This window comes from Segatella copri, from assembly GCF_949820605.1.
Taxonomy (GTDB): Bacteria; Bacteroidota; Bacteroidia; order Bacteroidales; family Bacteroidaceae; genus Prevotella.
On sequence record NZ_CATKVU010000006.1, the window covers coordinates 1,342,107 to 1,365,115 of the forward strand.

General features: G+C 45.1%; 18 protein-coding genes. 16 read left to right on the top strand and 2 right to left on the bottom strand.

The features are described 5' to 3' along the window. Positions 1–54 precede the first annotated feature (54 nt). From RCO84_RS06780 to rpiB, 16 genes are all read left to right on the top strand, one after another. On the top strand, positions 55–675 hold the full coding sequence (locus RCO84_RS06780) for a nucleotide exchange factor GrpE (RefSeq protein ID WP_022122109.1): 621 nt from the start codon (positions 55–57) through the stop codon (positions 673–675). Positions 676–759: 84 nt separating this feature from the next. Next, positions 760–1,923 carry a molecular chaperone DnaJ gene (gene dnaJ / locus RCO84_RS06785; RefSeq protein WP_264899549.1) on the top strand — a complete coding sequence of 388 codons (1,164 nt, stop codon included), beginning with the start codon at positions 760–762 and terminating at the stop codon, positions 1,921–1,923. A gap of 100 nt (positions 1,924–2,023) precedes the next feature. Continuing rightward, entirely contained in the window at positions 2,024–3,262 is a 1,239-nt protein-coding gene (locus RCO84_RS06790) for a bifunctional folylpolyglutamate synthase/dihydrofolate synthase (RefSeq protein ID WP_317584446.1), read from the top strand. Between the two features lie 111 nt (positions 3,263–3,373). Beyond that, complete coding sequence (locus RCO84_RS06795) at positions 3,374–4,459, top strand: aldose epimerase family protein (protein ID WP_264899545.1); 1,086 nt, start codon at positions 3,374–3,376, stop codon at positions 4,457–4,459. Positions 4,460–4,711: 252 nt separating this feature from the next. Next, positions 4,712–6,037 (top strand): MFS transporter, encoded by a 1,326-nt coding sequence (locus tag RCO84_RS06800; RefSeq protein ID WP_264899543.1) that lies wholly within the window; start codon positions 4,712–4,714, stop codon positions 6,035–6,037. A gap of 95 nt (positions 6,038–6,132) precedes the next feature. Next, positions 6,133–7,293 (top strand): galactokinase, encoded by a 1,161-nt coding sequence (gene galK, locus RCO84_RS06805; RefSeq protein ID WP_144155166.1) that lies wholly within the window; start codon positions 6,133–6,135, stop codon positions 7,291–7,293. Positions 7,294–7,485: 192 nt separating this feature from the next. Continuing rightward, entirely contained in the window at positions 7,486–9,042 is a 1,557-nt protein-coding gene (locus RCO84_RS06810) for an IS1182 family transposase (protein WP_317583344.1), read from the top strand. 360 nt (positions 9,043–9,402) lie between these two features. Continuing rightward, positions 9,403–10,590, top strand: coding sequence for an aldose epimerase family protein (locus RCO84_RS06815; protein ID WP_144151379.1), 1,188 nt, complete (start codon positions 9,403–9,405; stop codon positions 10,588–10,590). 129 nt (positions 10,591–10,719) lie between these two features. Beyond that, the gene (locus tag RCO84_RS06820; RefSeq protein WP_117586870.1) at positions 10,720–12,444 is read left to right on the top strand and encodes a sodium:solute symporter; all 1,725 of its coding nucleotides are present in this window, start codon (positions 10,720–10,722) and stop codon (positions 12,442–12,444) included. A 204-nt stretch (positions 12,445–12,648) separates the two neighbouring features. After that, the gene (locus RCO84_RS06825; RefSeq protein ID WP_117727018.1) at positions 12,649–13,329 is read left to right on the top strand and encodes an NUDIX hydrolase; all 681 of its coding nucleotides are present in this window, start codon (positions 12,649–12,651) and stop codon (positions 13,327–13,329) included. A gap of 27 nt (positions 13,330–13,356) precedes the next feature. Beyond that, on the top strand, positions 13,357–14,055 hold the full coding sequence (locus tag RCO84_RS06830) for an L-ribulose-5-phosphate 4-epimerase (RefSeq protein WP_317584448.1): 699 nt from the start codon (positions 13,357–13,359) through the stop codon (positions 14,053–14,055). A 64-nt stretch (positions 14,056–14,119) separates the two neighbouring features. After that, positions 14,120–15,661, top strand: coding sequence for an L-arabinose isomerase (araA, locus tag RCO84_RS06835; protein ID WP_153121788.1), 1,542 nt, complete (start codon positions 14,120–14,122; stop codon positions 15,659–15,661). Positions 15,662–15,742: 81 nt separating this feature from the next. Continuing rightward, on the top strand, positions 15,743–17,335 hold the full coding sequence (locus RCO84_RS06840; RefSeq protein ID WP_119237337.1) for a xylulokinase: 1,593 nt from the start codon (positions 15,743–15,745) through the stop codon (positions 17,333–17,335). Positions 17,336–17,414: 79 nt separating this feature from the next. After that, complete coding sequence (locus RCO84_RS06845) at positions 17,415–18,989, top strand: alpha-N-arabinofuranosidase (RefSeq protein ID WP_317584450.1); 1,575 nt, start codon at positions 17,415–17,417, stop codon at positions 18,987–18,989. A 106-nt stretch (positions 18,990–19,095) separates the two neighbouring features. Further along, entirely contained in the window at positions 19,096–21,117 is a 2,022-nt protein-coding gene (locus tag RCO84_RS06850) for a transketolase family protein (protein ID WP_317584452.1), read from the top strand. A 156-nt stretch (positions 21,118–21,273) separates the two neighbouring features. After that, positions 21,274–21,717 (top strand): ribose 5-phosphate isomerase B, encoded by a 444-nt coding sequence (rpiB, locus tag RCO84_RS06855; RefSeq protein WP_006846783.1) that lies wholly within the window; start codon positions 21,274–21,276, stop codon positions 21,715–21,717. A gap of 98 nt (positions 21,718–21,815) precedes the next feature. Here the strand turns inward: rpiB and RCO84_RS06860 are convergent, their stop codons facing one another. Beyond that, on the bottom strand, positions 21,816–22,049 hold the full coding sequence (locus RCO84_RS06860) for a DUF2442 domain-containing protein (RefSeq protein WP_317584454.1): 234 nt from the start codon (positions 22,047–22,049) through the stop codon (positions 21,816–21,818). 175 nt (positions 22,050–22,224) lie between these two features. Then, positions 22,225–22,404 carry a hypothetical protein gene (locus RCO84_RS06865; RefSeq protein WP_287588292.1) on the bottom strand — a complete coding sequence of 60 codons (180 nt, stop codon included), beginning with the start codon at positions 22,402–22,404 and terminating at the stop codon, positions 22,225–22,227. Positions 22,405–23,009 lie beyond the last annotated feature (605 nt).

A 23,009-nucleotide genomic window follows, 5' to 3' on the forward strand; every position in this document is an offset into this window, starting at 1 on the left:
CTTTTTGTCAAACAACCAATAACAAGAATTATCATGTTTAAAAAATTTAAGACTATGTCAAAAGAAAAAGAAATCAATATAGAGGACGGAAACGTTCAGGAGACTGTTCAGAATGAAAATAATGAGCAGACAACTCAAAATGAAAATACTGAGGAAAATCAGAATACTGACAACAAGGCAGAAGAAGGTGACAACAATACAGACGCTGCTGACAAGAAGGCAGAAGAGATTGATCCTTTAACAAAAGCACAGCAAGAGGTAGAGGAACTCAAGAAACAGTTGCTCTATAAGACTGCTGAGTTTGAGAATTACCGCAAGCGTACCCTCAAAGAGAAAGCAGAACTGATTTTGAATGGCGGCGAGAAGACTGTAGCTGCTATTCTGCCTATTCTCGACGACTTTGAGCGTGCCATCGCTGACAAGAGCGAAGACCCTAAGGCTATCAAGGAAGGTGTCCAGATGATTTTCAACAAGTTCGTAAAGACACTCGAAGGTCTTGGCGTAAAGAAGATTGAAACCAACGACAAGGATTTCGATGTAGATTTCCACGAGGCTATTGCTATGGTTCCGGGAATGGGCGATGACAAGAAGGGAAAGATCATTGACTGCGTCCAGACAGGTTATACGATGAACGACAAGGTGATTCGCCATGCCAAGGTAGCTGTAGGTCAGTAAGAAAGAAATATCAAGAATTATTTTTCAAAATCCAGAACATTCCATTAGAATTCTGCAAGAAAATTCAATATTTGAAATAAGCAAATGGCTAAGAGAGACTATTATGAGGTGCTGGGCGTAGACAAGTCGGCATCAGAAGACGAAATAAAGAAGGCGTATCGAAAGATAGCCATCAAGTATCATCCAGACCGCAACCCTGGCAACAAAGAGGCGGAAGAGAAATTCAAGGAAGCTGCCGAAGCTTACGAAGTTCTCCACGATGCCCAGAAGCGCCAGCAGTATGACCAGTTTGGTTTCGACGGCCCACAAGGTGGATTCGGCGGATTCGGCGGTGGTGCCAGCATGGACATGAACGACATCTTCTCTATGTTTGGAGATATCTTTGGCGGACACGGCGGTTTCAGCGGCTTTGGTGGCGGCGGTTTCGGTGGCGGCTCACAGAAGCGGGTTTACCAGGGTGGCGACCTTCGCGTAAGAGTAAAACTGACTCTTCAGGAAGCAGCAACAGGTGTTACCAAACGCTTCAAGATTCGCAAGGATGTAACTTGCTCTGCATGTCACGGAACAGGTTGCGAAGGTGGTGCCCAGCCAGAAACATGTCCGGAATGTCATGGAAGCGGCTATGTCTTAAAAACGGTACGCAGCATGTTCGGCATGATGCAAACTCAGGCTGCATGTACAAAGTGTGGCGGTGAGGGAACTATCATCAAGAACAAATGTAAGGAATGCGGTGGCGACGGAATCGTGAAGGGCGAGGAACTCGTAGAAATCAATATCCCTGCAGGTGTCGACAACGATATGGTTGTTACCGTTGAAGGAAAGGGTAACCAAGGCAAGCACAATGGTCTCTACGGAAACCTACAGGTAATGGTAAGCGTAGAAAAGAACAATGATTTCGAGCGTGTTGGTCAGGACTTATACCATAATCTTGTTCTTGACTTTGCAACTGCCACTTTGGGTGGCGAGGTAGAAGTCCCTACCTTGGATGGTAAGACGAAGATCAAAATAGAACCTGGCACACAACCAGGCAAACAGATCCGTTTGCGTGGCAAAGGTATGCCGGCTATTAAGGGATATGGTTATGGTCGTGGTGATATTATCGTCAATATTACCGTTTTCATCCCTACCTCTCTGACCAAAGAAGAAAAGAATCTTGTTGTGAAATTCAAGGAATGTGATAATTTCAAAGCAGATAATGCAGAGAAGAAATCTCTCTTTGAAAGTTTCAAGAATCTCTTTAAAAAATAAACAGTAAAGAGCAATCCCCGAAGAGGGCGAACTATCTTCGAAAGAACGGTTCGCTCTTTTCGGGGATTATCTGTATATATAATAAGGTATAACATATAACATGAATTATCAAGAAACTGTTGAATATCTTTTCACCAGCACGCCGGTTTTTGAAAAGATTGGAGCCAAGGCATACAAACCTGGGCTTGATACGATGTATAAAATGGACGAACACTTTGGACATCCTCATAACCAATATAAATGTATCCACATTGCAGGAACCAACGGAAAAGGTTCATCATCCCATACCCTTGCTGCAATCCTGCAGAGCCAGGGCTATAAGGTCGGCCTGTTCACATCTCCACATCTTGTAGATTTCAGAGAACGCATTCGCGTAAATGGTGAGATGGTAAGCGAAGAGTATGTAATCGACTTTGTAGAAAACAACCGGAAATTCTTCGAACTGCTACATCCTTCGTTCTTTGAACTGACCACCATGATGGCATTTCAGTATTTTGCAGAACAAAAGGTAGACTTTGCCGTCATTGAAGTTGGATTGGGAGGAAGACTGGACAGTACCAACATCATCACTCCTATCCTATCCGTTATCACGAACATCAGTTTTGACCACACCCAATTCCTCGGGAATACACTCGGCGAGATTGCAGGCGAAAAGGCGGGTATCATCAAACCTCAGATTCCTGTCGTCATTGGCGAATGGAACGAAGAGACCCAACCTGTGTTCATCAAGAAAGCCTATGAGCAGAATTCTTCTATCCATTTTGCACATGCAACTAACGCAGACATGAACTTTGAACTGAAAGGCAACTATCAGAAAAAGAACTTCTGCACCATATCCGCAGCCGTAGAATGCCTGAAGGAAGAAGGAATAGAAATCAAAGATGAAAACATAAAGAACGGCTTCGAACATGTATGCGAGCTGACAGGCTTACGTGGCAGATGGGAAAAACTCAACGAGCATCCTCTCACCATCTGTGATACGGGACATAACCTTGCCGGATGGGAGTATCTGGAACCTCAGATTGCATCCGCCAAAGCCGATACGAAACATATTGTCTTCGGAATGGTTGACGACAAAGATGTAGAACATGTAATGGGACTATTAGAAAAGTTGCCAAAAGAAAGCACGATTTTCTATTGGACGCAGCCATCAACCAAAAGAGCGATTCCTGTAGACAAATTATACGGATACGCACAAAAGCACGGCTTAAACGGAACATGCTATCAAACTATCGCACAGGCATTTAACAAAGCAAAAGCAAACGCGAAAAAAGATGATTTTATCTTTATTGGCGGATCAAGTTACGTCGTTGCCGATTTGCTATCAGAATCGTTTTAGGATTTTTTAAATCAAAAAGTTCATAAAATATTTGTAATACTCGTTTTTTTTTAGTTACTTTGCAGTACATTACTTAAACCAAAGTAAGGTAACTAAAAAAAATGAGATATTATGAATACAGAACCAGCAAATAAGTGTGGTTTGAAAAGAGAAGATTTTCAGACCACAGTGAATGGCAAGAAGACTGATCTCTTCGTGTTAAGAAACAAGCAAGGCAACGAAGTTGCAGTGACTAACTATGGTGGAGCAGTCGTAGCCATCATGATGCCTGACAAGGATGGCAACTATGCCAACCTCATCCAGGGTCATGACAACATACAGGACGTCATCAACTCACCAGAGCCATTCTTGAGTGTGCTCATCGGTCGTTATGGCAACCGTATTAAAGAAGGCAAGTTCATACTTCACGGCAAGGAGTATCACTTGGCATGCAACAATGGTCGCAACCACCTGCATGGTGGACCTACAGGTTTCCACACCAAAGTTTGGGATGCAACCCGCATGAGTGATAACGCTGTCGTGTTGAAATACACGAGCCCTTATGGTGAAGAAGGCTTCACTGGTGAGTTGACAGTTTGGGTAGCTTACACATTGACCGACAACAATGAATTCGTTATCAAGTATCAGGCTACAACCAACAAGACAACCATCTGCAACCTGACACATCACGCATTCTTCTCAATCCAGGGTATTGCTAATCCTACCCCAACAGTTGACAATATCATCTGTGAGGTAAACGCAAACTACTATCTCCCTATCGATGAGTATTCTATCCCTACAGGTGAGATTTTGAAGGTTGAGGGCACACCATTCGATTTCCGTACACCAAAGCCAATTGGTCAGGACATCAATGCAGACAACGAGCAGATCAAGAATGGTCAGGGCTATGACCACAACTTTGTATTGAACAAGACAGAAGAAGGTGAGTTGAGTTTCGCTGCCCGTATAAAAGACCCTGTAAGCTGCCGTACCATGGAGGTTTATACCACAGAACCAGGTTTGCAGATGTACACAGGTAATTTCCTTGAAGGTATCTCAGGACAGTTTGGTGCAACATTCCCACGTCGCAGTGCTGTCTGCTTCGAGGCACAGAAGTTCCCAGACACTCCAAATCACACCTATTTCCCAAGTTGTAGATTAAATCCGGGTGAAACATACACCCAGAAGACTATCTATAAGTTTGGAATTGACAAATAAATCAGAATAAATCATGGAGCAGGTACTCTAAACAGCACTTGCTCCATTTTCGCGCTTGAATGACAAAATCCATCCAGCGCGACAACAATCTTAAAGAGAAGTCTTAACGTCTTTAAAGAAGAAACAACCTCTTAGAAGAAAAGAGTAACAACCTCTTTACCATAAAAGAGAATCAATAACCTCTTCAAAAAGAGTATAAACAAGCTTTTCGCAAATAATAATAACAAATAACAATATCAACTATCAAAAAAAATGGAAAACCAAAGTAAAAATGGCAATATCATCGCCATTATCACGATGATGTTCCTCTACGCCATGATTTCGTTCGTAACGAATTTGGCTGCTCCTATCGGAGTCATTTGGAAAAATGTATTCGCTGACAGCGGAAGTGCTAACATGATCGGTATGTTGGGTAACGCCATGAACTTCCTGGCTTACCTCTTCATGGGTATCCCTGCAGGTAAGTTGCTCACCAAGATCGGTTACAAGAAGACTGCCCTCACCGGTATCGCTACCGGATTCGTAGGCGTGCTCATCCAGTTCCTTTCCGGTAAGTTCGGTGCCGACATCTCAGGCTTCGCCGTTTACCTCTTCGGTGCGTTCATCTCAGGTTTCGCAGTTTGTATTTTGAATACTGTTGTAAACCCAATGTTGAACCTCATCGGTGGTGGTGGTAACCGCGGTAACCAGTTGAACCTCATCGGTGGTACATTGAACAGTTTATCCGGAACTTTAACCCCAATGCTCGTAGGTGCCCTTATCGGTACAGTTACTGCTAATACCAAAATGGTAGATGTGAATCTCGTACTTTACATTGCCCTTGCCGTATTCGCAGCAGCATTCGTTATCTTGAACTTCATCCCTATCCAGGATCCAGAGATGGGTAAGACTACAGACAAGACTGTATTCGAGCATTCACCATGGGCTTTCCGCCACTTCAACCTCGGCGTTATTGCAATCTTCGTTTATGTAGGTGTTGAGGTAGGCATTCCTGGAACATTGAACTTCTACATTTCTGATACAACAGCAAATGGTGGTGGTTTCATCAATGGTACAGCCTTGGCAAATGCAGCAGCTATCGGTGGTTTCGTTGCAGGTACATACTGGCTTCTGATGCTTGTTGGTCGTCTTTGCTCCAGTTTTATTGCTGACAAGGTATCTAGCCGCATGATGATGATTATCGCCAATGGTGCAGGTATGGTCTTTATCATCCTCGCCGTACTTCTCGGCAAGTCAACAACAGTAGAAATGCCTGTGTTTACAGGTACATCATTCCAGATGGTAACAGTGCCTATCGCTGCCATGTTCCTGGTACTCTGCGGTCTCTGCACTTCTATCATGTGGTCTTCTATCTTCAACCTTGCTACTGAGGGTCTTGGCAAGTATACAGCCCAGGCTTCAGGTATCTTCATGATGATGGTAGTAGGTGGCGGATTGATGCCATTGGTACAGAACTTCATCGCAGACAACGCTGGCTATATGGCCAGCTACATTGTGCCTCTCATCTGTATGGCATACATGTTCTTCTATGCTGTAGCTGGTTGCAAGAACATCAACAAGGATATTCCTGTTGATTAATAACACGAAATAAATTAGTCCTAAGGCATATATAGTCTTGGGGCTAAATCTTATAATAAATCTTTAGTAACAACACAACAAAAACATAACTAATTATGGATATAGAAAAAGTAAGAAGCCGCTTCATCAAGCATTTCGATGGTAAAACAGGTAACATATACATGTCACCTGGTCGTATTAACTTGATTGGCGAGCATACCGATTATAATGGTGGATTTGTTTTCCCAGGTGCAGTAGATAAGGGTATCATGGCAGAAATCCGTCCTAACGGAACAGATACCGTCATGCTCTACTCTATCGACTTGAAGGACCGTGTAGAATTCAAGGTTAATGATCCTGAAGGTCCACGCGCTTCATGGGCACGTTACATCTACGGTGTTTGCCAGGAGATGAAGGCTTTGGGCGTTGACGTGAAGGGTTTCAATGCAGCATTCTATGGTGATGTGCCTCTCGGTGCTGGTATGTCTTCATCAGCTGCTCTTGAAAGCTGTTTTGCTTTTGCTTTGAACGACCTCTTTGGTGACAACAAGGTTTCTAAATGGGATCTTGTTCTTGCAGGTCAGGCTACTGAGCACAAGTATGTAGGTGTTAACTGCGGTATCATGGACCAGTTCGCTTCTGTTTTCGGTAAGGAAGGTAAGTTGATGCGCCTCAATTGCAACAGCCGCGAATTTGAATACTTCCCATTCGAGCCTAAAGGCTATAAACTCTGCCTGGTAAACTCTAAGGTAAAGCACGAGTTGGCAGGTTCTCCATACAACGACCGCCGCAACTCTTGCGAAAATGTCGTTAAGCACATTGCAGCAAAGCACCCAGAAGCAAAGTTCGAAACTCTCCGTGATTGCACATGGGAGCAGTTGGAAGAGGTTCGCGCTGAGATAGGCGAAGAGGATTACAGCCGCGCTCACTACGTATTGGGCGAGAAGGACCGCGTATTGGCTGTCTGCGATGCTCTTGTGAAGGGTGACTACGAGACTGTAGGTCAGAAGATGTACGAGACTCACCACGGCTTGAGCAAGGAATACGAGGTAAGCTGCGAGGAACTCGACTTCTTGACTGAAGTGGCTAAGGAGAATGGTGTTACTGGTAGCCGAATCATGGGTGGAGGCTTTGGTGGCTGCACCATCAACTTGGTAAAGGACGATATCTACGACAAGTTCGTTGAGGACGTTACAGCTAAGTTCACTGCTAAATATGGTCATGCTCCAGAGATTTACCCTGTAATCATCTCTGAGGGTTCTCACAAGGTTTGCTAATATATACATTATATATAATATAAGGAGAGGGTGTGTCATAAGTCTGTGGCGCACCCCTTTTTATTTTTTGCCTTTTCACAGATACGAAATCTTTAAAAAACATTTTTATTTACAACAAAGCCCAAACTTTCACAAGCTCGGGCTTTGCCTTTCCGCAAAAGATTTGTATCTTTGCAGAAAACTTCTTTAAGTATGGCAAAGATACAAATAAAATCTGAAACTCGGCACGAATTGAGCTTTTTTCCTAACTCTTTCGATGATTATGTGCCAAAAGACAGCAAAGTTCGTATGGTGGATCGTATTGTTCGCAGTATGGACATCAACCCTCTCATGGATACCTATGATGGGATTGGTGCTCCTCCTTACAGTCCGAAGATGCTTCTAAGTTTAGTTGTTTTTGCCTATATCAATGGCGTTTATTCCTGTCGTGGCATAGCGGACGCACTTAAATACGATGTTCGCTATATGTGGATTTGTGGAGGTAAGCAATTATCTTTCGCAACAATCAACCGCTTTAGATCCCATCATATGATTAAATGCATCGACTTTTATTTTGATGCAGTCGTCTCCATATTGGCTGAAAAGGGCGTGATTAGTCTGGAGGAACAATATGTTGATGGCACTAAGATAGAGTCGAAAGCAAACAAGTACACGTTTGTATGGAAGAAGACTGTGGAAAAGAACAGGGCTAAGCTCTTGGAAAAGACCTCTGCTGCATTGGCTCAGATAAAAGAACAAATTCGCCTGAATGGCGGGAGTGACATTAAGGAAGAAGACAGCGAGCCAGCCACTTCCGCCAAGGATGTAGAGAGAAGTGCACGTTTGTGTGAGAGGCAAGCTAAGAACCTTCCTAAGGCAAAGCTTACAGGAAGAGAGAAGCAAAAGCTAAATACTCAGATAGATCACTTGTTCAAAGCCTCGGACAAACTGCGCGAGTATGAAAAATCACTGGATATACTGGGCGAGAGAAACAGTTACTCCAAGACTGATCCCGATGCGACCTTCATGCGCCTCAAGGAAGATGCCATGAACAATGGGCAGACAAAGCCTGCCTATAACCTTCAAATTGCGACAGAGAATCAATATTGGACGAATTTCGCCCTTTATCCCAATCCAACAGACACCCTGACCTTCAAGCCTTTTTTGGATAAGTACAAGAAAAGATATGGAAAGCAATCCAAGAGCGTCACCGCAGACTCAGGGTATGGTTCGGAGGAGAACTACGAGTACCTAGAGATGGAAGAGATGATGGGTTATGTAAAGTACAACTGGTTTCACAAGGAACAGCATAAGCCTTTCAAGGAGGATGCCTTCAACCAAGCGAACTTCTACTACAACAGGGATGATGACTATTATGTCTGCCCCATGGGACAACACATGGAACCTTGTGGACAACGGCAAACGAAAAGTGACTCCGGCTATGTGTCTGTCATTACATTATATAGAGCACAACGATGTGATGGATGTCCGCTTGGAAGTCTCTGCAAGAAATCCAAAGGCAACAGAACCATATATGTCAACCATAAACTGAATGCATATAAAAAGGAAGCCTTCCTGCTACTAACGTCTGAAGAGGGCTTGAAACACAGAAGCCAGCGACCGATAGAGCCGGAAGCTGTATTTGGGCAGATGAAGGCAGATATGCATTATAAGCGATTCAGGCATTTCGGAAAGGACAAAGTTTACATGGACATAGGGTTGTTCGGTATAGGATTCAATTTGAAGAAATATTTGGGGATAAAACGATAAAACTCAATTTGGACAGTTTTACCGTCTGGGACAATTATGCCCTTTTGTGAGCTTTGGGGCTGTTTTGTTATCGATAAAACAAGAAAAGTAAAGTTTCTATACAATATAATAAGATTCCCTTTGTGAAGAAAGACTACGATTCAACTAGAAGATACAGAAACACACAAAAAAAAGGGTGCGTCACAGACTTATGACACACCCTCTTTTTTTGTCCCAAATAAGTCAAAAACAGGAGTTTTCATACAAATAGTGTTAAAAAGACACTTTAGAAGAAAAAAAGTTAGGGAAAACTCTTGCAGATTCGAAATAAAATTGTAATTTTACACCCAAAATGAATAGACAATAAAAAACAGCCTAAAAATGAGTACATTTAAGACCCTATTTATGGGAGTTGGTTTTGCGGCTATCGCTACCCTCTCAGCTTGTTCAACAAGCAGCAATGCAAGTCTCACACAATCTGGTTTGAATCCAGCAGATTTCGATTCAACAGTATTGGGCAAGAAGACTGAGTTAGTAACTCTCAAGAATGCAAACGGCATGGAAGTTTGCCTCACCAATTATGGTGGACGTGTCGTTTCCATTTCCGTTCCAGACAAGGACGGAAAGCCAACAGATGTGGTTCTTGGTTACGATAATATCCATCAGTATGCTGACACCCTTAACTCTCCTTCAGATTATGGTTCTTCTGTAGGACGTTATGCCAACCGTATCAAGGATGCTAAACTTTCACTTGCTGGTTCAACATACCAGTTGAAGGCAAATGATAATGGCAACTGCCTGCATGGTGGTGGTGCTACAGGATGGTTGAACCAGGTTTACGACATTACAGAGAAGAACGACTCATCCGTTACCTTCACTATCAATGCGAAGGATGGCGAGAATGGTTTCCCTGGCAACGTAACAGCAACAGCTAAATATACTGTCAAGAGTGACAACACACTCGACATCGAGTTTGGCGCTACAACAGACAAAGAGACCGTTGTCAATATGACCAACCACAGTTACTTCAACTTGAATGGCGATCCATCTAAGGAAGGTTTCGATCAGATAATGTACATCAATGCAGATAAGTTCACACCTGCAGATTCACTTTACATCCCAACTGGTGAAATCAAGAGTGTCGAGGGAACCCCTATGGATTTCCGTAAACCTGCAGAAATCGGCAAGAAGGTTGATTATAACTTTGATCAGATAAAGAATGCCACAGGTTACGACCACAACTGGTGTTTGAACACATATAAGAATGGTAAGGGCGATGACAAAACAGTTTGCGCAAGCCTCTACTCACCAAAGAGCGGTATCCTTCTTGAAGTATTTACCAACGAGCCAGGCATTCAGGTTTACACCGGTAACTTCCAAGGCACGGGTATTGCCTGCAAGCATGGCATCAAGTATCCTAAACACGTAAGCGTTTGCTTCGAGAGCCAGAAATATCCTGATTCTCCAACCAAGATTGCTCAGGGCGTAAAGGATTGGACTGACGCTACATTGAAGCCAGGAGAGAAATACTATTCTCACCTCGCTTACAAATTCAGCGTAAAGAAATAAGGAAAGGCAAAGCTAATGACAACTTGCTTACCGGCGGATAGCAAATCCGCCGGAACGCCTACGGAATAAAGCATCCAATAAAAGAAAAGAATAAACAAATAATAATAAACAAACAATCTTATAGTAATTATGAATTGGAATTCAACAGAATTCGTATGGCTTGATTGGGCTATACTCGCCATTGGTGTTATCGGCGTAATTTGGGCTGTCTGGCACGCAATCGTGAAAGACAGAAAGGCTCAGAAAGGTGAAGACTCTTCTGCCTACCTCTTCGGTAAGGGTGAGCCATGGTATGTAATCGGTATGGCTATCTTTGCTGCCAACATTGGTTCTGAGCACCTCGTTGGTTTGGCTGGTACAGGTGCCAAGAGTGGTGTCGGTATGGCACACTGGGAGATGCAGGGCTGGATGATCCTCATCTTGGGTTGGCTGTTCGTACCTTTCTACCAGTTGCTCATCAACAAGATGGGTAAGATCATCACCATGCCAGACTTCCTAAAGTTCCGCTATACCCAGCGCACAGGTTCATGGCTCTCTATCATCACCCTCGTAGCTTACATCCTTACTAAGGTGAGCGTTACAGCCCTTACAGGTGGTATCTTCTTCGAATATCTTTGGGGCTTGAACTTCTGGGTTGGTGCCATCGGCTTGATCATCCTTACCACCATCTTCACCGTATTCGGTGGTATGAAGGGTGTGATGACATTGTCAACTATCCAGACTCCTATCCTCGTCATCGGTTCTTTCCTCGTACTCTTCCTCGGTCTCTCTACCCTTGGCGGTGGCAGCATCGCTGCTGGTTGGGCCGACATGATGGATTACTGCGGCAAGTTGAACAACGGCTACGGTACAACCCACATGTTCCACTGGGAGGCAGGTGACTCTATGTATCAGGAGTATCCTGGTTTCGTAGTATTCATCGGTGCAACCATCATCGGTTTCTGGTACTGGTGTACTGACCAGCACATCGTTCAGCGTGTATTGGGTCAGGTTCCTGGCGAGAGCAACGTAGAGGTTATGAAGCGTGCCCGCCGCGGTACTATCGCAGCTGGTTTCTTCAAGGTACTCCCTTGCTTCATGTTCCTCATCCCAGGTATGATTGCAGCAGCCTTGGCTCAGAAGGGTGCCATCCAGATGAATGAGACTGATGCAGCCTTCGCCATCATGGTAAAGACCGTTCTTCCTGCAGGTATCAAGGGTATCGTAACCATCGGTTTCATCTGCGCACTCGTTGCTTCATTGGCAGCATTCTTCAATAGCTGTGCTACCCTCTTCACCGAGGACTTCTACAAACCATTGAAGAAGGGAATGTCTGAGGCTCACTACGTACTCGTTGGCCGTATCGCTACCGTAGTAGTTGTGGTTCTGGGTTTCGCATGGTTGCCAATTATGATGAAGATGGATACTTTGTACAACTATCTCCAGGGTATCCAGTCACTCTTGGCGCCAGCCATGGTAGCCGTATTTGCAATGGGTATCTTCTTCAAGAAGATTACTCCAAAGGCAGGTGAATATACCATGATTACAGGTTTCCTCATCGGTATGCTCCGCCTCGTTACCAACGTCATTACTGACACAGGTAAGGCAACAATGGATGGTGCATTCTGGGATTACACCGCATGGTTCTGGCAGACCAACTGGCTCGTATTCGAGTGCTGGTTGCTCGTATTCCTCATCATCTTCATGGTAGTAGTAAGCTGCTTCACCCCAGCTCCAAGCAAGGAGCAGGTAGAGGCAATCACCTTCACATCCGACTTCAAGAAGTCTATCCGTGAGAGCTGGGGTGCCTTCGATATTATCGGTACCCTCGTAGTAATCGGCCTCTGCGCAGCATTCTACGCATACTTCTGGTAAAATTTTATTCACGTCAGGAGTAAGAAGCGAGGAGTCTGGAATTTTCTCAAAGATCAGACAAAACTGTTTCTGTTGAAAAAATCCGCGATCCTCTCTTCTCCTTCTTACTCCTTGATTTTCCTCTCGAAGCTGCTCTATGAAGAGCAAGCAAAAGAACACAACAATACATACATTGAATCATTACATCAAAACAGCAGAAAGACCATGACCCAGTTTTATAATGAATACTCCAAAGTATTAGTATCCGTCGATTGTATCATTTTCGGTTTCGACGGTAGTAACCTCCAGGTACTGATAGGCAAACGCAAGATGGACCCGGGAAGAGGCGAATGGTCACTCTATGGTGGTTTCGTTGGTGCAACAGAAAATCTCGAAGATGCAGCCAACAGAGTCATCCTGGAACTTACTGGAATGAAAAACCTCTATATAAGACAAGTAGGAGCTTTCGGGCGCATCGACCGTGACCCAGGTGAGCGAGTTATCTCTATCGCCTATTGTGCTCTCATCAATGTGAAAGACTATGACGACAGCCTCCGTGTAGAACACGGATTGGAATGGGTTAGTCTGAACGAACTTCCAGAACTTTACTCAGACCACAAACTCATGATCCGCAACGCTATCGCACAGATACGCCGCCGCATCAATCATGAGCCATTAAGCTTCAAACTCCTCCCAGACCTCTTTACGCTGACACAGCTTCAGCATGTATTCGAGGCAGTAATAGGCGAAGAGATTGATAAGCGCAACTTCCGCAAGCGCGTGAAGGATATCGACTTCATCGAGAAGACAGAACTCATCGATAAAGTAAACTCAAAACGAGGTGCCGCCCTCTACCGCTTCAACAAGAAAGCATACGAGGAAGACCCATCGTTCAACTTGAAATAGAATAAACAACTTAAAACAAAAGATATTATGTTAGAAGAATTAAAAGAAAAAGTGTTCAAGGCGAACCTTGATCTCGTTAAGCACAACCTCGTGCTCTTTACATGGGGTAATGTGAGTGGCATCGACCGCGAGAAAGGTCTGGTTGTCATCAAACCATCAGGCGTCGATTATGACACCATGAAGGCTAGCGATATGGTAGTGGTAGACTTGGAAACAGGTAAGGTAGTAGAAGGCGATCTGAATCCATCATCTGATACACCAACCCACCTGGTTCTCTACCGCGCATTCCCAGAGTTGGGTGGCGTAGTTCATACTCACTCTACTTATGCTACCGCTTGGGCACAGGCTGGCTTGGACATCCCTAACATTGGTACAACTCATGCTGATTACTTCCACGATTGCATCCCTTGCACTGATGCGATGACAGAGGATATGATGGCAAAATATGAGCACAACACAGGTGTTGTCATCGTTGACCGTTTCAAGAAAGATAACATCAACCCAGTTCATACTCCTGGCGTATTGGTTAAGAACCATGGTCCTTTTACATGGGGTAAGGATGCAGACCAGGCTGTTTATCACGCAGTAGTAGCTGAACAGGTAGCAAAGATGGCTTTCATCTCATTCTCTGTGAATCCAAACACCACCATGAACCCATTGCTCGTAGAGAAGCACTTCAACCGCAAGCACGGCCCTAACGCTTACTACGGACAGAAAAAGCACTAATCAACAGTGTTTCAAATAAAGATAATAAATCACATAACAATAACAATTAATACAACAAACAATCATGATTAAAGCATTTGAAAATTTAGAGGTATGGTTTGTAACTGGTGCACAGCTTCTTTACGGAGGCGAAACAGTTAAGATAGTTGATGGTCACTCAAAGGACATGGTAGATGGTCTGAACAACAGTGGCATCATCCCAATCAAGGTAGTTTACAAGGGCACAGCTAACTCTTCTGCAGAAGTAGAGGCTGTGATGAAGGCTGCCAACAACGATGAGAAGTGCGTAGGTATCATCACATGGATGCACACCTTCTCTCCAGCTAAGATGTGGATCAAGGGCTTGCAGGCTCTCGAGAAGCCTCTCCTCCACTTCCACACTCAGTACAATGCAGAACTCCCTTGGGATTCTATCGATATGGATTTCATGAACCTCAACCAGTCAGCCCACGGCGACATCGAGTTCGGTCACATCTGCACCCGTATGCGCATCCCTAGAAAGGTAGTTGTAGGTTACTGGAAGAGCGAAGAGGCTCAGAAGCAGATTGCAACATGGGCTCGCGTAGCTGCAGGTGTTGCTGATGCTCACAACGTACGCTGCTTGATGTTCGGTATGAACATGAACAACGTTGCCGTAACAGATGGCGACCGTGTAGAGTTCGAGCAGCGCTTGGGTTACCATGTAGATTACTACCCAGTATCTTCACTCATGGAGTACTACAAGAAGGTTACTGATGCAGAAGCTGATGCTCTCGTTGAGGAGTACAAGAAGGAGTACACCATCAAGATTGATGAGTCTGGCGAGGAAGTATATTGGGAGAAGGTGAAGAACGCAGCTAAGGCTGAAATCGCTCTCCGTCGCGTATTGAAAGATGAGAACGCAGTAGCATTCACAACCAACTTCGATGACCTCGGCGATGCAGACATCGATGATCCAAACTTCTGCGGTTTCGACCAGATTCCTGGTTTGGCTTCACAGCGCCTGATGGCAGAGGGTTATGGTTTCGGTGCTGAGGGTGACTGGAAGACAGCTTGCCTCTACCGCACACTCTGGGTAATGAACCAGGGCTTGGAGAAGGGTTGCTCATTCCTCGAGGACTACACACTCAACTTCGCTGCCGACCGCACATCTAGCCTCCAAAGCCACATGCTCGAGGTATGCCCATTGATTGCTTCAGACAAGCCAAAGCTCGAGGTTCACTTCCTCGGCATCGGTATCCGCAAGCAGCAGACTGCCCGTTTGGTATTCACATCTAAGACTGGTAAGGGTGTTAAGGCAACTGTAGTTGACCTCGGCAATCGTTTCCGTCTCATCGCAAGTGAGGTAGAGTGCATCGAGCCAAAGGCAATGCCTAAGCTCCCTGTAGCTTCAGCTCTCTGGGTTCCACAGCCAACCTTCGAGATTGGTGCAGGTGCTTGGATCCTCGCTGGTGGTACTCACCACAGTGCATTCTCTTACGATATCACTGCTGAGTACTGGGAAGACTTCTGCGAGATTCTCGGTATTGAGTTCGTCAACATCGACAAGAACACAACTATCAGCAGCTTCAAGCAGCAGCTCCGCAACAACGAGATTTACTACATGCTCAACAAGGCGTTGAGATAATTTAAGTGAAGAGTAAAGAACGAAGAGTGAAGAATTCCATTGCTTTTCTCTTTGTTCCTTACATTAAAGAAAGAATCAATAATGAGCGCAAAAACTATTATAGAATCAGGTAAGGCCATTCTCGGTATCGAGTTTGGCTCTACCCGAATCAAGGCTGTCTTGATCGACACCGACAACAACCCTATCGCACAGGGTAGCTTTGAGTGGGAAAACCAGTTGGTTGATGGTCTCTGGACTTACAGCATCGACACAATCTGGAAAGGTTTGCAGGATTGTTATGCCGACCTCCGCAAGAACGTGAAGGCTGAGTACGACTGCGAAATCAAGCAGTTGGCTGCCATCGGTATTTCTGCGATGATGCACGGCTACATGGCTTTCGGCAAGGATGAGAACATTCTCGTTCCTTTCCGCACATGGCGTAACACCAATACAGCCAAGGCTGCAGCTGAACTTTCAGAACTCTTCCACTTCAACATCCCATTGCGTTGGAGTATCTCTCACGTATATCAGGCTATCCTGAATGGTGAGGACCACATCAACAAGATTGACTTCCTTACCACTCTCGCCGGTTATATCCACTGGCAGCTCACAGGCAAGAAGGTTTTGGGCGTAGGCGATGCATCAGGTATGCTCCCTATCGACTCTAACACCAACAACTACGATGCCGAGATGGTAGCTAAGTTCGATAAGCTCATCGAGCCTAAGAACCTGGGCTGGAAGATTCTCGACATTCTCCCTGAGGTACTGAATGCAGGCGAAGATGCTGGTGTATTGACCGAGGAAGGTGCAAAGAAACTCGACCCATCAGGCACACTCCAGGCTGGCACCCCACTCTGTCCTCCAGAAGGTGATGCAGGTACTGGTATGGTAGCTACCAACGCTGTACGTCAGCGCACAGGTAACGTCAGTGCAGGTACATCTTCTTTCTCTATGATTGTATTGGAGAAAGCCTTGAGCAAACCTTACGAAGTCATTGATATGGTAACTACTCCAGACGGCAGCCCTGTAGCAATGGTTCACTGCAACAACTGTACTTCCGACCTCAATGCATGGGTAGGTTTGTTCAAGCAATATCAGGAGTTGCTCGGTGTTCCAGTAGATATGAACGAGGTATTCGGCAAGCTCTACAACCACGCTCTTGAAGGCGATGCTGATTGCGGAGGATTGATTGCTTACAACTATATCTCTGGTGAGCCTGTAACAGGTCTTGCAGAAGGTCGCCCTATGTTCGTACGTTCTGCCAACGACCACTTCAACCTTGCCAACTTCATGCGTGCCAACCTCTATGCTTCAGTAGCTGTACTGAAGATTGGTAACGATGTATTGTTCAAGGACGAGAAGGTACAGGTAGATCGCATCACAGGTCATGGCGGTTTGTTCAAGACCAAGGGTGTAGGTCAGCGCATCCTCGCTGCAGCCATTAACTCCCCTATCTCTGTCATGGAGACAGCAGGCGAAGGTGGTGCATGGGGTATCGCCCTGCTCGCAGGTTATCTCGTTAACAACGAAGAGAAGTTGAGCCTGGCAGATTATCTCGACAAGAAGGTATTTGCAGGCAATACTGGTGTAGAAATTGCACCTACTGCCGAAGACGTAGCCGGTTTTGATAAATATATTGAAACCTACAAGGCTGGTCTTGCTATCGAAAAGGCAGCAGTTGAGAACAAAAAGTAAATAAACGATAAATACGTTTGTGGGGATTCCTCCTCCACAAACGTATTATACTTAAAATCGACAACAATTAATAAGAACAATGATGAAGAAACTTTTCGCTACCACATTGCTTTCAACAGCAGTTGCATTCTCAGTTCAAGCTCAGGATGTAACAGGAACAATCCATGCCAACCAGGGAACACAGAAAATCAATAAAGAGATTTATGGCCAGTTTGCCGAGCATCTCGGAAGTTGTATCTATGGTGGTCTTTGGGTAGGTCCTCATTCTAAGATTCCTAACACTCAGGGCTACCGCAACGACGTGCTCCAAGCCCTCAAGGACCTGAAAGTGCCTGTATTAAGATGGCCTGGAGGATGCTTCGCTGACGAGTATCACTGGATGGATGGTATCGGTCCACGTGAGAAGCGACCAAAGATGCAGAACAACAACTGGGGTGGAACCATTGAGGACAACTCTTTCGGTACACACGAGTTTCTGAATCTCTGCGAGATGTTGGGTTGCGAGCCTTACATCAGCGGTAACGTGGGTTCAGGCACTGTTGAGGAATTAGCAAAGTGGGTGGAATATATGACCAGCGATGGAGATACTCCTATGGCAAAACTCCGCCGACAGAACGGCCGCGACAAGGCTTGGAAGGTAAAATACCTCGGTGTTGGTAACGAGAGTTGGGGCTGCGGTGGCAACATGCGTCCTGAGTATTATTCAGATCTCTTCCGCCGCTACTCTGTTTATTGCCGCAACTATGACGGAAACCAACTCTATAAGATTGCATCTGGAGCGAGCGATTACGATTATAACTGGACTAAGGTATTGATGGACCGTATCGGCAACCGTGCCAACGCCATCTCTCTACATTATTATACAGTAACAGGCTGGACAGGCAGCAAGGGTTCTGCCACCAAGTTCAACAATGAGGATTACTACTGGACCATGGGCAAGGCGCTCGGCATAGAAGATGTCATCAAGAAGCACGAGGCTATCATGGACAAGGCTGATCCAAAGAAGCAGGTAGCCCTCCTCGTTGACGAATGGGGAACCTGGTGGGATGAGGAGCCTGGCACTATCAAGGGCCACCTCTATCAGCAGAACTGTATGCGCGATGCCTTCGTTGCTGCACTCTCGCTGAATGTATTCCACCGCCATACAGAGCGTGTGAAGATGACCAATATCGCACAGATTGTCAACGTACTCCAGTCAATGATCCTGACAGATACAAAGGGAACAGGTCACATGGTTCTGACTCCAACCTATCATGTATTCAACATGTACAAGGACTTCCAGGAGGCAACCTATCTCCCAATGGATGTAAAGTGCGACTCTATGGATGTTCGCGGCGATGATCACGCAAGAGATGGAAGAAAGATTCCACTGGTATCTACTTCAGCTGCCAAGAAGGTAGATGGAACCATTGTGGTTGCTCTTGCCAATGTCAGTCTTGACAAGGCTCAGCAGGTAGAGTTTAATCTGGATGGTGCAGCTGCTCCAAAAACTGTAACAGGACAGATTATTTCCTGCAACAAGGTGAGCGATTACAACGACTTTGCACACCCGGATGTAGTGAAGCCTGCAGTTTTTAAGGATGCAAAAGTAAAGAAAAACACCCTTAAGGTAAAAATTCCTGCAAAATCTATCGTAGTTTTGAAAATAAAATAGTATCTTTGAAGGCAAAAAAAGGAAGTATCCTTCTTTTGAGTAGCCTTCAGAGCTAGAAAAACAAGAATATTTCAGCAGAAATAACAACAATAACAAATATAAAATTATGAACGACATTAAAGTAATGAATCATGCAGCTGATAACATCCGTATCTTGGCTGCTTCAATGGTAGAAAAGGCAAATTCCGGTCACCCAGGTGGTGCTATGGGTGGTTCTGACTTCATCAACGTGCTCTTCTCTGAGTACCTGGTTTATGATCCAGCAGATCCAACATGGACAGGTCGTGACCGTTTCTTCCTCGACCCAGGACACATGAGCCCTATGCTCTATGCTGGTTTGGCTTTGCGTGGTTTCTTCTCTATGGAAGACCTCAAGCAGTTCCGCCAGTGGGGTTCTGTAACTCCTGGTCACCCAGAGCTCGACCTTCAGCGTGGTATCGAGAACTCATCTGGTCCTCTCGGTCAGGGTCATGCCCTCGCAGCTGGTGCAGCTGTTGCAGAGAAGTTCCTCGAGGCTCGTCTGGGTTCAACCATGATGCAGCACAAGATCTACGCATACATCTCTGATGGTGCTGTAGAGGAAGAGATTTCTCAGGGTGTTGGTCGTATCGCCGGTAACCTCGGTCTGAACAATCTCATCATGTTCTACGATTCTAACGACATCCAGCTCTCTACAGAGTGTGGCGTTGTAATGAACGAGGATACAGAGATGAAGTACAAGGCTTGGGGCTGGAATGTCATCAAGATCAACGGTAACGACGTAGCTCAGATTCGTGAGGCGCTCGATGCTGCCCAGAAGGAGCAGGACCGCCCTACCCTCATCATCGGTAAGACCGTAATGGGTAAGGGTGCTCTCCGCGCAGACGGCACAAGCTACGAGGCTTGCATCAATACTCACGGCGCTCCTCTCGGTGGCGACGCTTACGTTAATACCATCAAGCACCTCGGTGGTGATCCTGAGAATCCATTCGTTATCTTCGACGATGTAAAGGAAATCTACGCTAAGCGTGCTGAGGAGTTGAAGAAGATCGTAGCTGAGCGCAAGGCTGCAGAGGCTGAATGGCGCAAGGCTAACCCTGAGAAGGCTGCTCAGATGGATGAGTGGTTCAGCGGCAAGGCTCCTAAGGTAGACTGGAGCAAGGTTGAGCAGAAGGCTGGTTCAGCTACACGTGCAGCATCTGCTGCTTGTCTCGGTGTTTTGGCAGAGCAGGTTCCTAACATGATCTGTGCTTCTGCTGACCTTTCTAACTCTGATAAGACAGACGGTTTCTTGAAGAAAACCAAGAGCATCGTTCGCGGTGACTTCTCAGGTGCATTCTTCCAGGCAGGTGTTGCTGAGTTGACAATGGCTGATATGTGTATCGGTATGATGCTCCACGGTGGTGTTGTTGCAGCAATGGGTACATTCTTCGTATTCTCTGATTATATGAAGCCAGCTGTACGTCTCGCAGCCCTGATGCAGGTTCCAGTGAAGTTCATCTGGACTCACGATGCATTCCGCGTTGGTGAGGATGGACCTACTCACGAGCCAGTTGAACAGGAGGCACAGATCCGCCTCATGGAGAAGTTAAAGAACCACGCAGGTAAGGACAGCGTCCGCGTATTCCGTCCAGCTGATGCTGACGAGACTACAGTTTGCTGGAAGCTCGCTATGGAGAATGTTGAGACTCCTACAGCTTTGATCTTCTCTCGTCAGGGCATCGCTAAGTTGCCAGAGGGTAATGATTACGAGCAGGCTGCCAAGGGTGCTTACATTGTAGCAGGCAGCGACGAGAATCCAGACGTTATCTTGGTAGCTAGCGGTTCTGAGGTTTCTACATTGGAGGCTGGTTGCGAGGCTTTGCGTGCCGACGGCATCAAGGTTCGCGTGGTAAGTGCTCCATCAGAGGGCTTGTTCCGCAGTCAGAGCAAGGAATATCAGGAGAGCGTATTGCCAAAGAACGCTAAGATCTTCGGTATGACTGCCGGTCTTCCTGTAACACTCCAGGGTCTCGTAGGCGCTAATGGTAAGGTTTGGGGTATGGAGAGTTTCGGTTTCTCAGCTCCTTACAAGGTACTTGATGAGAAGCTCGGTTACACAGGCGAGAACGTTTACAAGCAGGTAAAGGCTTTCTTGGCAGAGGCTTAATTAGCATAAACTAAACAGGAGTTGGAAGCTGGAGTTGGAGATTTTGCCGGATGGCAGATTTCCATTTCCGGCATCCGACTCCTTTCACTCTTTTAACATTAACCTTGTGAAGGATAAGGGTTTACACCGGTTTCTTCACTTAAAAACTTAAGTATTATGGAAGTAAAGACAGTTGGTATTGCATGCGATCACGCAGGTTTTCCATTGAAGCAATTTGTATTGGAATATTTGGAAAAGAAGGGTTATCCTGTAAAGGATTATGGTACATACAGCGATGCGAGTGTAGACTATCCTGACTTCGGTCATGCTCTTGCTAAAGGCATTGAGAGCGGCGAAGTATATCCAGGTATCGGCATTTGCGGCAGCGGCGAAGGTATCGCCATGACATTGAATAAGCATCAGGGTGTACGTGCCGGATTGGCATGGTGCAAGGAGATTGCTCATTTGGTTCGTCAGCACAACGATGCCAACGTATTGGTACTTCCAGGTCGTTTTGTAGACAACAAGACCGCCGAGGCTATTCTCGACGAGTTCTTTGCCACAACATTCGAGGGTGGCCGTCACGAGCGTCGCGTCAAGAAGATTCCTGTTCAGCAGTAAAGTTCTGAATGGATAAAAAAGAATTAAGGCTGAGTCATCGCATGATGGCTCAGCCTATTTTTATGGAAAGGCTGACTGTCTTTCAACCTAAGAAATCTTTAAGCCATAACACCATTATCATAGAGATATTCCGGAGCAATATCAGCTCCATTATACCAGAAGATAGTTTGGTCTAGTCCAAATTGAACGAACTTTTTCTTGTCCTTCAATTCTGCAAATGCCGGATATTTCAAAAGAGGCTGCAAATCAACCTTCTTCGCCACTCCGTCATTAAATGTACAAAGAAGAGTATAATCTCCTAAATAATCTACATCTTTAACTGTTAGTATCATATCCTTATTTATTGATGGTCAAAAGCATAAATATAAATCAATATACCTTGTATAACATATACTGCACCCATATATTTCCCTTTTAAAATCGTAAATACGCTTGCAAAGTTACGCTTTTATTTGGAAAGCGCAAAGAAAAATGAGATTATTATTAGTTACATCAATAATGCAAACATTATGCTATCTTAAAATATTTAGACTGTCCAAAGAATATTCTGCCCAAATTATCCTTGATGGAAATAACCAATCCCATAAAAGGATTGTGCTCTACATCAATAACCTGGCCCTCAATCCAATCGGTCAAACCTGTTAAAGAAGGATTTGCCTTCATCATATCTCCTAATTTTGGTTCCATAACTATCCTATTTATTTTGTGCAAAAATACACAGAAGTTTTCAAAATACCAAATATTTTCGGGCAAATCTACAAAAAAGCTGGTATTTCCTTTGATTTTCAGCGGATTATTCGTATTTTTGCATCGTTATAGATATAAATTCTTTATATGCCAGAATCTCCCTCTCCCATCTTCCCCGCAACTCCAAGCAAAGTGCTTTGGCTAGGAACAAATACATCATCAGCATCGCTGACCATGTAGTATTTGGAGCTTTAGCCACAACCAGTTCACTCACTAACCTGGTGGAGGAACAGAAACTACTTGGAATAGAAATACACGCAAGCGTATGATACCAAAGGATAATGCGTAAGATACAATCGCAGAATACGGAAGAAGTTGTCGGAAAAGACAGATGAAGTTGTCGGAAAAGATAGTATAGGTTATCGGAGAAGTTAACTCCGTAGGCCGCACAACAGCTGTTGTGCGCTTGCATAACAGCTGATATGCGATCGCACAACACCTGTTGTGCATGCGTAGACCAGCTGATGGGCGCCTACAGCAAACCAACATTACTCGCTGATGTTTTTATCAATCATTTTGCCACAAAAAACACACTCCTATTTGTT